The following is a 12493-nucleotide window of genomic DNA, read 5'->3' on the forward strand; positions in this document are numbered from 1 at the left end:
AGCTAAAAAAATGGCGATCGCCGTCAGTGGTGGAGTAGACAGGAGTGCAAAGTACCATGTCATCGGGAAATGAGGATGTGAGAACAGAAGACCGAGAACCCCGTAATCCCCTTAAACCTATCCGCATCGGAGTCATTGGTGTCGGTCACATGGGCCAACATCATACCCGCGTCTTAAGTTTGCTCAAAGATGTACACCTAATTGGCATCTCTGACGTAGACATCGAACGGGGACTCGACACTGCTGGAAAATATCGCATCCGCTTCTTCGAGAACTATCATGACCTTCTCCCCCACATCGATGCCGTCTGCATCGCCGTTCCCACCCGTCTCCACCACGAAGTCGGCAGAGCCTGTTTAGAAGCCGGAGTCCATGTCCTCATCGAAAAACCCATCGCTGCTAGTATCGAAGAAGCGGAAAACCTAGTCAATCTAGCAGCCGAATGTAACTGCATTCTCCAAGTCGGCCATATCGAGCGCTTTAACCCCGCCTTTCAAGAACTGAGCAAAGTCCTCAAAACCGAAGAAATTCTCGCCCTAGAAGCCCATCGCATGAGTCCCTACTCTAACCGCGCCAATGATGTCTCCGTGGTTTTAGACTTAATGATTCATGATATTGACCTACTCCTAGAATTAGCCGCCGCTCCCGTCAAAAAGCTCACTGCTAGTGGAAATCGAGCTTCCAATTCTGGATATTTAGATTATGTCACCGCCACTCTCGGCTTTGAAAATGGCATCATTGCCACTCTCACCGCCAGTAAAGTCACCCATTGCAAAATTCGCCGCATCGCTGCCCATTGCAAGAATTCCCTCACCGAAGCTGATTTTCTCAACAACGAAATTTTAATCCATCGCCAAACCACCGCCAACTATCGCACCGAATACGGTCAAGTCCTCTATCGTCAGGATGGATTAATTGAAAAAGTTTATACCAGTAATATCGAACCCCTTCATGCTGAATTAGAGCATTTTGTCACTTGTGTACGGGGAGGTGACCAACCCTCGGTTGGGGGTGAGCAAGCCCTGAGAGCGCTGCGGTTAGCCAGTTCTATTGAACACATGGCCCTAGAGGGTCAATCTTGGCATGGCTTAGACAGCCCATCTTCCCATAACCTCCATTCTTCCATTGTTACGGTTTAGCATCCTGAAAAGTAATGAGATTAACCCTGTCTCTTTCTCCTTATTTCCGGATAAACCGTAGCGATTAACAAGCAAATAATACCGATATTAATGGCCACATCTGCTAAATTAAAGACCGGAAAGTTAATCAAGCGAAAATCGAGAAAATCAACCACATACCCAGCCACAAAGCGGTCTATTCCATTGCCCAAAGCACCGCCTAATATAAAGCCATAACCGGCTTGTTCCCAGCGTGTCATTTTTGGCCCATATAGAGCCAAACCCATGAGTGCCAAACTCACTCCTAACGAGAGCCAACGCAACCATTCCCCGTTTTCGCTAAATAAGCTAAAGGCTGCGCCATAATTGCGGACATAGGTAAAATGGAAAACACCGGATATGAGGGGCAAACTCTCATGTAATGCGAAGTTTTGGATCACCCAAAATTTGGCCAGGTGATCCAAGATTAAACTGATGAACGCCAGTATCCAAAATAGGGAATTTTTGTTCAATTTCATCTTCTCTTATGGACTTTTCCCTGATTTATTTAATAGAACATCAGATGGCGCAATAAATAAGCAATAACTGTGGCGGCACAAGCAACAACTAGGTGTCCGGGAAGGGCAAGCAGGGAATATTTGGTAATTTCCTCTAAAAGCTGTTGGCCGCTTTCTGAACTCCAGGACAAGAGTTGAGTCAAACTTATATATAAGATTCCGGTGAGATGAATGCCGACTAATCCACCGAGACAACTGAGGGCTAAATATTCTAAGCGCGGGGCAAAGCGAAAGGCTAATACCCCACAAATCCAGGCTCCTGGGATAAATCCGAGTAAATAGCCAAAGGAGGGTTGTGTAAGATAGCCTAATCCTCCTCCGTCGAAAAAGACGGGAAACCAGGTTAATCCCATGATTAAATAGCCAATTTGGGATAAAACTCCGGCTTTTTTGCCACCCATGCACCCGACTAATAAAACGGCTCCAATCTGATAGTTTACCCCTAGGGAATGGAGGGATAAAAGATAGTCTTGAAAAGAGAATTTGGGGGAAGCGATAAAGGCTTCTAAAAAGGTTCCCCCAATGGTGAGCAGTAGGCCAATAAAGGCCCACAAGAGTTCATTTAAACGAATCACACTGCTGGATTTCAATGTTGTCCAGGAATGGGGGCTTCTCCCCCTTCGAGTCCTAAAGAAGTGAGCATTTGATGGTCGGCTTCTGGAGGTTGTCCTAGGGTGGTGAGATAGTGACCAATGAGCATGGCGTTAATGCCAGCTTGTAGCCCTAGGGCTTGGAGTTCTCCCATGACGACTTCCCGCCCACCGGCATAGCGGATGATTTGTTCGGGTAGGATGAGGCGGAAAATGGCGATCGCCTTTAGCGCTTCATAGGGATCGAGTCGGGGGCGCTCCCCTAACGGTGTTCCTTCGCGGGGATTGAGCAGATTTAAGGGTACAGATTCGACTTCTAACTCCCGCAAGGAGAGGGCTAAATCAACCCGGTCTTCCCAGCTTTCTCCCATGCCTAAAATGCCGCCCGCACAGGCTTGAATGCCCACGGCTTTGAGGTTTTTGATGGTTTCCACGCGATCGCCCCATTGGTGGGTGCTGACAATGGACGGGAAAAAGCCCTCAGAGGCTTCTAGGTTATGGTTATAGCGGGTTACACCAGCCTCTTTAAGGGCCTGGGCTTGTTCGGGGGTGACTTCACCGAGGGCGCAACAGGGCTTAATGTCGGTTTGGTCAATAATTTGACGAACCGTTTCTAAAACCTGGGCAAATTCTTGGGATTTAGAGCTGCTATATTTTGGCCCCCGTCCCTGACTCACCAAACAGAACCGTTTTGCACCTGCGGCTGCGGCAGCTTTAGCTTGGGCTAAAATCTCTTCTGTGGATTTGAGTCCGTAAATGGGGGAGTCTTTGCCGGGATGGTGGGCAGACTGGGCACAAAAGCCGCAGTTTTCGGAACAACTGCCGGATTTAACGTTGCCGATACTGCACAGATCGACGACGTTACCACAGCATTCTTGACGCACGCGATCGGCGGCGGCACAGAGTAGGAGAATGTTATCCTGGCCTTCAATTTGGGTGAGTGCCAGGGCTTCTGCTCTGGTGAGCCGTTTTCCGGCAATAATCCGATCGCTGAGGCGATCGAGTTGTACGGCTAATGAAGATTCATTAGGGAGGGTTGCGGGGTTAGGCGATCGGCCTAACCCCTGAGATGAATTGGATAATGGTGCTTGAACCACGTCCAGCCCCTGTTCTTAAGTAACATTAATGCAAATGCATTGTATCACCCCATTTAGGCCCAGCTAAAATCTCAAGCCAATTCCCCCTTGTAGGGAAACTGCTGTTTCTCCGGTGTTGCGATAGGCATCAAAGGCGATCACCGCATTACCAAAAATCACGGCATTACTCGACGGAATCATATAATCAATTCCCGGTTGTAGGGCAAAGCCGTTTTGATTGCCTAAAGGGGAAGCTTCATCTCCATTGGCAAAGGAATAGCCTGCACCGATATAGGCATCGGTTTGCCAGTTGAGGGGAAAATCGTAGGATAGGGTCGGAACCACTGCGGCTGAACCCCCCAAGACAAACCCTTGTACGCGCATGGAGAGGGGGACTTCTAGGAATTTGTAGCGCACGGCAATGACTCCGGCTATTTGTCGGCTCCCTCCTTGTCCTTCAACTAAACCAAAGGCGGGGCCAACGCCGATGTAGCTGCCATAGGCGGCTTGGGCTTGGGCGGGTTGGGGATTTAAGCTGAGAGTTCCGAGGGCGATCGCCCCTAAACCTAGAATTTTTTGTAAATAATGCTTCATAATCTACACTCCTCAATTCAACGGCAGGTGAACCCCTTGATGATTTCCGAGTTTAACGTAATTTTTATGCAATTGAGATCCTTATCCCCCTGTTACCAGCCAGTCTTCTACCGTCAGTTCCGGAACTCGCAGCATATCCGAGTCATGAGAAACCAAGACTAATTCTCTAATTATGGCGATCGCCGCGATAAAAATATCCGCATCTTCGAGCCTCATCCCCCTCTTCTTTAAATAAGCATGGATTTCTGCGGCTTTCTCCAGAATGGCGATATCGTTCCAGAATAGTATTGGAGTTCGCCTACAAATTCTCTCAAACTCAGCTAGTTTCCTGGTAGCATTGCTCGCCATCAAACCCCGTTTGACTTCGTAGTAAGTTATGCCACTGATATAGGCTCTTTTCTTTTGTACGGATAGCTGGACTAGCTTCTGCTTTACTGTCAAATTTTTCCTCAGAATGGCTGAAACCACATTGGTATCCAGTAGGTAATCTTTTCTTACCATCTTCCCTCTACAGCAGCATCGAATAGTTCCATTTGCTCCGGCGTGAAGTCGTCTAACATTCCAGAGGCTGCCTCCCACGCTAAGACTTTATCGATGCGATCGCTCAGATCTTCATCGTCAATCTCTTGGAGTTCATCGGGACTCAGGTGTTCTTCTATCAAGCCGGATATATAGTTGACCATTTCCTCTAGGTCTAGTTTTTCACGAAACCAGCTTTCCTTCTCCATCAGCTCCTCGACTATCCGGGATATTCTGGCCGTGAGTGCATCTTTCTCTATAGTGCTTTGATTCATAACGCCTCCTTATGTTTAATCCCTTGTCATTCTCAAGCTTCTCTATTTATTTTAGCGATCGCCACGGCAAAAAGCGGATCGCCTTATGTGGTCGTTACCAGCCAGTCTTCTACCGTCAGTTCCGGAACTCGCAGCATATCCGAGTCGTGAGAAACCAAGACTAATTCTCTAACTCTGGCGATCGCAGCGATAAAAATATCGGCATCTTCGAGTCTCATCCCCCTCTTTTTACAGCAGCGTCGAATATTTCCATTTGCTCTGGCGTGAAGTCGTCTAACATTCCAGAGGCTGCCTCTAGGGTTAGGACTTTATGGATGCGATCGCTCAGATCTTCATCGTCAATCTCTTGGAGTTCATCGGTACTCAAATATTCTTCTATCAAGCCGGATACATAGTTGACCATTTCCTCTAGGTCTAGTTTTTCTCGAAACCAGCTTTCCTTCTCCATCAGCTCCTCGACTATCCGGGATATCCTGGCGGTGAGTGCATCTTTGTCTATAGTGCTTTGAGTCATAAGTCTTCCTTGGAGTTAATGGGCCATGCTCAAGAATAAAGCTTCTCTAGTTATTTTAGCGATCGCATCCGTTAGATCGCTCTTTAACCTAATTCAAGCAAGCTCCCAGCTTTTGGGCGAGAATCTGGACATGGGGTGGCAGCATTATTTCATAATGGTCGCCGGGAATCATATAAGTTTCCAATGCTCCTGTTACCCAAGCCTTCCACCCTCGGTCTTCTTTTGACTCACTGGCTGAAAACAGAGCCACTCGACCCGAATAAGGCTGAGGTTGATAATCGTATATTGCCTTCAGGTTAGCTTTGAAAACCTCAAACAATCGACCCATCTGTTCCAGGGATATTTCTGGGGGCAAAATATTCAGGCGTTTGGCTTCATTCAGGATGGAACTTAATTGTTCTGCTGGTTGAAGTGGCTGGATTTCCTGAGCGGAAATCGAGAACTCTTTGCCAAATATCCCGCCAAGATCCTCCAATAGAGCATTAATCAAAAAAGTATCATCGATAGGTTTTTTATTCTGGCTGGGTGCATAACTGTCAATTAACGCCAATAGCTCAACATTTTGTCCCAAGGCTTGCAACTGTCGCGCCATTTCCCAAGCCACGACTCCACCCATCGACCAACCGCCTAAATAATAAGGGCCTTGGGGTTGAATTTGTTGTAAGGCTTCTATATAAATCGCCGCCATCTCCTCTATTTTTGTTAATGGTTCCTGTTCGCCAGATAACCCCAGAGACTGCAAGCCATAAAAGGGTTGGTTGTTGCCCAGATGTCGCGCTAACTCGGCATAACAGAGAACATTACCGCCAACAGGATGCACGCAGAAAAATGGGGGTAAGTCTCCTGTGGTTTGAATGGGAACTAAGGGAGCATGGGAGCGAACATTGCTTTGGGAAGAAAGCAAATGAGCTTGGCTTTCAATCGTCGGTTCGGTAAATAGCGTTGTCAAAGGTAGATGAATGCCCAACTGCTGTTCGATGCGAGCCATCAACCGCACCGCTAATAGGGAATGACCGCCCAAGTCAAAGAAATTGTCTCGGACTCCCACGGTGGGAATATTGAGAACTTCCGACCAAATTTGAGAAAGTTGCAGTTCGGTGGTACTGCGGGGGGCGATCGCATTTACTTGTTGATGTTCTGTATCCGGTGCAGGAAGGGCGCGGCGATATTGCATCCGCAACGCTTCGCGATCGCATTTTCCGTTGGGAGTTAGAGGAATTGCCTCTAAAAAGACATAAGCACTCGGTATCATGTAGTCAGGTAGCTTGGTTTTCAGGAAACCGCGCCAGTCAGAGGATGCCACTTCTTCTTTGGCAACGATATAAGCAACGAGACGCTTGTCCCCTGGAGAGTCTTCGCGAACAATAACCACAGCCGAGCTAATTTCTGGGTGTTGAGTTAACGTAGCTTCGATTTCCCCAAGTTCGATGCGGAAGCCTCGAATTTTTACTTGGTTGTCAATGCGTCCAATGAATTCGATGTTGCCATCCGGGAGATAGCGGGCTAAATCGCCTGTTTTGTATAGGCGCGAACCGGGTTCGTCGCTAAAGGGATTGGGGATAAATTTTTGGGTGGTTAATTCGGGACGGTTGAGATAGCCTCGCGCTAATCCCGCACCGCCAATATGGAGTTCTCCTGGTATGCCAATGGGAACTGGTTGAAGATGGCTGTCTAGGATATAAACCTGTAAATCGGAAATCGGCAAACCGATTGGGCTACTATTACGGTTTAGATCCGAGATCGTTAATGGACGATAGGTGACGTGGACTGTCGTTTCCGTAATGCCATACATATTAATCAGTTGAGGAGAGCGATCGCCATGTCGATCGAACCACGGTTCTAGACTCTTGATTTCCAAAGCTTCTCCCCCAAAAATTACCAAACGCAGGTTCAGAGGTTCTTGGGTTTCGCTTAACTCCTCGATTTGAATTAACTGCCGAAAGGCTGAAGGAGTTTGATTGAGAACCGTGACTTTATGTTGACAAAGGAGTTGATAAAAGTCTTGGGGCGATCGCGAAATCCAATAAGGAACCACCACCAAACATCCTCCGTAAAGCAATGCTCCCCATATTTCCCACACGGAAAAATCAAAAGCGTAGGAATGAAATAGAGTCCAAACATCATTGTTATTGAAGCCAAACCAGGACTCAGTTGTGGCAAACAAGCGCACTACATTATCGTGTTGAATTAATACGCCCTTCGGTTGTCCCGTGGAACCGGAAGTATAGATGATGTAGGCGAGAGAGTTAAATGTGACGGGGGTTGTCAGATTGGTTGTAGCCTGCTGTGCAATCTGATGCCAGTCGGTATCTAAACAAATTGCCACATCAGGCAGGGAAGGAATTGTAGATTTGAGTTTTTCTTGTGTCAGCAGAATTGAAATTCCAGCATCGGTGAGCATAAAGGTTGAGCGCTCTGCTGGAGAATTGGGATCGATCGGAACATAAGCCCCGCCTGCTTTGAGAATCCCTAAGATTCCTACTACCATAGAGAGCGATCGCTCTACACATATCCCCACTAATACTTCCGGTTCGACTCCTAAAGAGCGTAAATAATGTGCCAGTTGATTCGCCCGACAATTTAACTCCCGATAGGTTAGCCGTTCTTCCTCAAAAACTACGGCTACAGCATCGGGATTCTGTTCCACCTGTTCTTCAAACAACTGATGAATGCACTTATCCTGGGGATATTCGACTTTGGTATCGTTCCACTCTACTAATAATTGATGACGTTCCGGTTCTGTTAATAACGGCAGTTCGCTAACTGGCGCTTTTGGATTAGCCAGAATTCCTTCTAGCAAAGTCTGAAAATGCCCCATCATCCGACGAATCGTTGCCGCATCAAACAAATCGCGATTATATTCCCAATAGCCAATTAATCCCGCTTCAGCTTCTTCCATCGACAGCGTTAGATCGAACTTGGCCTTGGCACTTTCCATCTGCAACCAATTAAAACTAATCTCCGGTAACTCCAGAGGTTTCATCGGTGCATTTTGCAAGGCAAATATGACCTGAAAAATGGGCGAGTGGCTGAGGCTGCGTTCCGGTTGCAACGCCTCCACCAACTGCTCAAACGGCACATCCTGATGGGCATAAGCATCCAAACAAGTTTGCCGCACCTGTTGCAAGAGTTCGGAGAAACTCAAGTCGCCGTCCAATTGACTTCGCAACACCAGAGTATTCACAAAAAAGCCGATTAGTCCTTCGATTTCGCTGCGGTTGCGGTTAGCAATGGGCGTACCGACTACAATATCTTCTTGACCGCTATAGCGATAAAGTAACGTGCTAAATGTAGCAAATAGCGTCATAAACAGAGTCACTCCCAACTCTTGACTCAGACGTTTGAGCCGTTCCGTAAATTCGACCCCAAGTTCAAAAAACTCTTTGCCTCCGTTAGCCGTCTGCACCGTTTTACGAGGATAGTCCGTGGGCAATTCTAATAAAGGAGGTACTCCAGCTAACTGTTGTTTCCAGTAATCCAGTTGTGGGGCTAGGATTTCAGCCGTAGTGGGTTGTCGCTGCCAACCGGCAAAATCAGCATATTGAATTGGCAGTGGCGGTAAGGGTGAGGGTTTTCCTTGAACATAAGCCCCGTAAAGAACTTCTAACTCGTGGCTCAATACTCCCGTTGACCAACCATCGGTAATAATGTGGTGCATTGTCAACAACAGTACATAGTCATCGGCTGCTAACTGTAATAAAGTGACTCGCAGTAAAGGAGCGTTGGCTAGGTTAAAAGGTTTCTGAATTTCTTGCTCACCCAAATGCTGCACTTCTTTGAGCCGTTCTTCTACGGGCAAATTCTGTAAATCAACAACGGGCATTTTGAGTTCTTGTTCCGGGTGAATTACTCGGACTGGAGAACCATCCACGGCTTGATAATTAGTTCGCAAGCTCTCGTGACGGCGGACTATTTCTTGCAAGGCTTGCTTTAGCCCGTTGACTTGTAGCGAACCTCTCAAACGTAGCCCTTCTTGCTCGTTATAGGCAACACTTCCTTCCTGTAATTGGTCGAGAAACCAGAGGCGTTGTTCGGCAAAAGATAGGGGCAATTCTCCATCTCTTGGTACAGGTTGGATGGGAGCGAATTGTTGCCGAGAAGCCCCTAAGAGGGTTTCGCTCAATTCTGCCACAGTCGGCGATTCAAATAAACGATGCAGAGATAGTTCTATGCCAAAGGTATCTCGAACTCGCGAAATCAGTTGCGTGGCTTGGATGGAGTCACCTCCTAACATAAAGAAGTTGTCTAAGACTCCAATTTCATTGAGATTTAGCACGTCTGCCCAAAGTCCGGCCAGAATTTCTTCGGTGGGAGTTCGCGGGGCTACTAATTCTACATCGAGAACTGGGCGAGACTTATCTGGGGCAGGTAGGGCGCGGCGATCGACTTTTCCACTCGGACTTAGGGGCAGTTTGTCGAGAACAACAAATGCCGATGGCATCATATAATCGGGCAGTTTTTCTTGGAGAAACTCGCGCAACTGAGGAATGAGTTGATGGTGTTTCTTTCCTGTGTAGGGCTGATTGGCATAAGCGCTCCAGGGTTTGAGTTCGTTTTCTGGAGGTGAAATTATGCTGCAATCTGGAATGATGTTAGTGTCAGAACGCAGGAATACTACATCATAGTAAGCTTCGCCACTATTGCCTGACCCAGTAATGTTAATCCGATAATCTATTTCGGATTCCAATTGCCACCAATTTTCGGGTTCAATTCCTCCTGGAGAAATGTGTTGCCGTAATTCCCCTGCGGTGTCGGGACATTCTGGACTAGCTAATCGTTCTATTGCCTGTAAGTCTTGCCAAATTCTGGCGTTGGGAACGCTGCTGACAACGAGTATTTCTGGGGATGACGTTTGTAGTAAACGCTTTAGCGTTTTAAATCGGGCAGTTAAATTATCTTGCCCTGCCTCCCTTGCCCCCCAATCTTGGGAATCTTGTTGCCAGTTTAGAACAACGGGTGGATTTGTGGGAGTCGGTGTTTTTTTGCCGATATGAAGAACCACATCGTAGCGAAAGCGAGTGAGTTCGTTTTGATAATGCCCGCGCTTGAGTTGAATTTCTACATGGCTAATTTGGGGCAAATGTTGTTTGAGAGCGATGAAGAAATCAGGGTTGATGATGAGTCGTTGTTCTCGCGAGAGCCGATCTTGAATGCGATGTCGTAATTGTGTTACTGATAGGGAATCGGACGCTTGATATAACTGCACCGAAGTATGAAACGCTTCCAACAGGGGCAAACTCAGGATGTCTCCTAGGAAAATTTGACCTCCTGGTTCGACTAACGATACCGCCGTTTCGATAACTTGTACTAAATAATCGATACTGGGGAAAAACTGAATCACCGAATTCGAGATAGCAGTATCAAAGTTTTCTTTGACAATTTCCGCTAATCCATCCGCAGGAGACTGACGTAGCATGACGGACTTGGCTAACTCTTGATTGCCGATTTGTCCTTCTAGGTAACGAATGGCTTCCCCAGATAGATCGGTAGCGTAGTAATACTGGCATTGGGGCGCTATCCGAAACAACAGCAACCCTGTCCCGCAGCCAATTTCTAATAATCGATTGGGCTGCAAACCAAGAATCCGCTCTACGGTATGCTCTACCCATTCTCGGACTTGTTCGGGGTCGAGGTCTTTCCCCGTATAAGAGTCGTTCCAGCCGCCAATATGAAAGCTTCCGTCTTGAGCTTCGTCAGGCTGGATATAAGCCTCATCCCAGATTTTCTGCCATTTTTGGGTCTGTTCGCTGACCTCTTCTGGATTTTGCTCGTCAGTGGTAGAACTGGGAACAATGTACGCCACTAAGCGTTTTGCGTTGGGGACATCTTCCCGTGCTTCAACGATCGCTTGTTTGACTTCTGGGTTTTGGCTGAGGGTGGTTTCAATTTCTCCGAGTTCGATGCGATAGCCCCGGACTTTTACTTGGTGGTCGATGCGTCCGAGATATTCAATATTGCCGTCGGGAAGATAGCGAGCTAAATCTCCGGTTTTGTAGAGACGGGAGTTGGGGTCTTGGCTAAAGGGATTAGGAATAAATTTTTCGGCGGTGAGTTCTGGTCTGTTCAAATATCCCCGTGCTAAACCTAAACCTCCGATATGCAGTTCTCCGGGTTCGCCAATGGGAACGGGTTCTCGATCAGAATCTAAAATATAAGTCTGAGTGTTGGCAATGGGTCGCCCGATCGCCACATTTCCTTCTCCCGGTTCCACTCGATACAGGGTTGCCCAAACGGTAATCTCTGTCGGGCCGTACAAGTTCCACAGAGAGGCAGATTTTTCTAATAATGGGTTAGCTAATTTCCTCGGTAAGCGCTCTCCGGTGGAAATAACTTTCAGTTGTTGGCTGCCAGTCCAACCTGCATCCAACAACATTCGCCAAGTGGCTGGAGTGGCTGACATCACCGTAGCGTTTTGTTGCTTGAGCGACTCCATTAATTTTGCGGGGTCTTTGGCCACTTCGCGACTGACAATAATGATTTTTCCGCCGACGGTTAACGGCCCATAGAGTTCTGGGACTGAAACATCAAAAGAAATGGTGGTGACGGCAACCATCGTATCCGAGGCACTCAATCCGGGTTCGGCAGCAATTGAATTTAATAAATTAACCACCGAACGATGGGTAGTTTGCACTCCTTTGGGTTTGCCGGTAGAGCCGGAAGTGTAGATAATGTAGGCTAAATTTTCAGGATTAACATCACTCTCTGGATTGTCCTGACTCTGCTGCGATATCTTTTCCCAGTCATTATCTAAGTTAACTAACTTCAGAGAAGGTGCTGTCAAACCCGATATGAGTTTCTCTTGGGTGACGACAATTGACAAAGCCGCATCTTCTACCATGAAGTCAAGACGTTCTTTGGGATAAGCGGGGTCTAAGGGAACGTAAGCGCCACCGGCTTTGAGGATTCCCACCATGGCCACTACCATATCCAAGGAGCGATCGACGCACAGACCGACCAAGACCTCTGGCCCAACTCCCAACCCTTGCAAGTACCCAGCCAATTGGTTAGCCCGTTGGTTCAGTTCCCGATAGGTGAGTTGTTCATCCTCGAATACAACTGCCACCGAGTCGGGGGTTCGCTCGACTTGGGCGGCAAATAACTGATGGATACACTTGTCGTGGGGATAGTCTGCTTGTGTATGGTTCCAGGAGGTTAATGGGCGATCGCCTTCTGATGCTGTGGCCATAGACTGATTTTTCCAGTTCAACTTGGCAACTAGGGTAAGTTCCAGGTTTATTTTATCAGATGGC

Annotated in this window: 10 protein-coding genes; 1 reads left to right on the top strand and 9 read right to left on the bottom strand. The window is 47.5% G+C overall.

Annotated features, from left to right (window positions below):
- Positions 1–56: 56 nt before the first annotated feature.
- Positions 57–1139, top strand: coding sequence for a Gfo/Idh/MocA family protein (locus PMG71_RS01775; RefSeq protein WP_283751921.1), 1083 nt, complete (start codon positions 57–59; stop codon positions 1137–1139).
- A 20-nt stretch (positions 1140–1159) separates the two neighbouring features.
- Here PMG71_RS01775 and lspA read toward each other — a convergent pair whose 3' ends face one another.
- The 9 genes from lspA to PMG71_RS01820 all read right to left on the bottom strand — a co-directional run bounded on the left by lspA (position 1160) and on the right by PMG71_RS01820 (position 12429).
- Positions 1160–1636 carry a signal peptidase II gene (gene lspA, locus PMG71_RS01780; RefSeq protein ID WP_283751922.1) on the bottom strand — a complete coding sequence of 159 codons (477 nt, stop codon included), beginning with the start codon at positions 1634–1636 and terminating at the stop codon, positions 1160–1162.
- Between the two features lie 29 nt (positions 1637–1665).
- The gene (locus PMG71_RS01785) at positions 1666–2250 is read right to left on the bottom strand and encodes a biotin transporter BioY (protein ID WP_283751923.1); all 585 of its coding nucleotides are present in this window, start codon (positions 2248–2250) and stop codon (positions 1666–1668) included.
- Between the two features lie 11 nt (positions 2251–2261).
- Positions 2262–3362 carry a biotin synthase BioB gene (gene bioB, locus PMG71_RS01790; RefSeq protein WP_283751924.1) on the bottom strand — a complete coding sequence of 367 codons (1101 nt, stop codon included), beginning with the start codon at positions 3360–3362 and terminating at the stop codon, positions 2262–2264.
- Between the two features lie 63 nt (positions 3363–3425).
- The gene (locus PMG71_RS01795) at positions 3426–3935 is read right to left on the bottom strand and encodes a hypothetical protein (RefSeq protein ID WP_283751925.1); all 510 of its coding nucleotides are present in this window, start codon (positions 3933–3935) and stop codon (positions 3426–3428) included.
- Positions 3936–4016: 81 nt separating this feature from the next.
- Positions 4017–4436, bottom strand: a complete 420-nt coding sequence (locus PMG71_RS01800; protein ID WP_283751926.1) for a PIN domain-containing protein — start codon at positions 4434–4436, stop codon at positions 4017–4019.
- A complete protein-coding gene (locus PMG71_RS01805) occupies positions 4430–4729 on the bottom strand; it encodes a hypothetical protein (protein ID WP_283751927.1) in 300 nt (99 codons plus the stop codon). Before PMG71_RS01805 ends, PMG71_RS01800 begins: the two co-directional genes overlap by 7 nt.
- An 83-nt stretch (positions 4730–4812) precedes the next feature.
- Positions 4813–4947 (bottom strand): PIN domain-containing protein, encoded by a 135-nt coding sequence (locus PMG71_RS01810; protein WP_283751928.1) that lies wholly within the window; start codon positions 4945–4947, stop codon positions 4813–4815.
- Entirely contained in the window at positions 4944–5243 is a 300-nt protein-coding gene (locus PMG71_RS01815) for a hypothetical protein (RefSeq protein WP_283751929.1), read from the bottom strand. Before PMG71_RS01815 ends, PMG71_RS01810 begins: the two co-directional genes overlap by 4 nt.
- Positions 5244–5331: 88 nt before the next feature.
- Positions 5332–12429, bottom strand: a complete 7098-nt coding sequence (locus PMG71_RS01820) for a non-ribosomal peptide synthetase (protein ID WP_283751930.1) — start codon at positions 12427–12429, stop codon at positions 5332–5334.
- Positions 12430–12493 lie beyond the last annotated feature (64 nt).

This window comes from Roseofilum acuticapitatum BLCC-M154 (assembly GCF_030068475.1).
Taxonomy (GTDB): Bacteria; Cyanobacteriota; Cyanobacteriia; order Cyanobacteriales; family Desertifilaceae; genus Roseofilum; species Roseofilum acuticapitatum.

What these genes read in the sequence shown, in the direction of transcription:
- PMG71_RS01775 (WP_283751921.1), top strand. Translation starts at nt 57, where the DNA reads ATGTCATCGGGAAATGAGGATGTGAGAACAGAAGACCGAGAACCCCGT.
- lspA (WP_283751922.1), bottom strand. Translation starts at nt 1,636, where the DNA reads ATGAAATTGAACAAAAATTCCCTATTTTGGATACTGGCGTTCATCAGT.
- PMG71_RS01795 (WP_283751925.1), bottom strand. Translation starts at nt 3,935, where the DNA reads ATGAAGCATTATTTACAAAAAATTCTAGGTTTAGGGGCGATCGCCCTC.
- PMG71_RS01800 (WP_283751926.1), bottom strand. Translation starts at nt 4,436, where the DNA reads ATGGTAAGAAAAGATTACCTACTGGATACCAATGTGGTTTCAGCCATT.
- PMG71_RS01805 (WP_283751927.1), bottom strand. Translation starts at nt 4,729, where the DNA reads ATGAATCAAAGCACTATAGAGAAAGATGCACTCACGGCCAGAATATCC.
- PMG71_RS01810 (WP_283751928.1), bottom strand. Translation starts at nt 4,947, where the DNA reads ATGAGACTCGAAGATGCCGATATTTTTATCGCTGCGATCGCCAGAGTT.
- PMG71_RS01815 (WP_283751929.1), bottom strand. Translation starts at nt 5,243, where the DNA reads ATGACTCAAAGCACTATAGACAAAGATGCACTCACCGCCAGGATATCC.
- PMG71_RS01820 (WP_283751930.1), bottom strand. Translation starts at nt 12,429, where the DNA reads ATGGCCACAGCATCAGAAGGCGATCGCCCATTAACCTCCTGGAACCAT.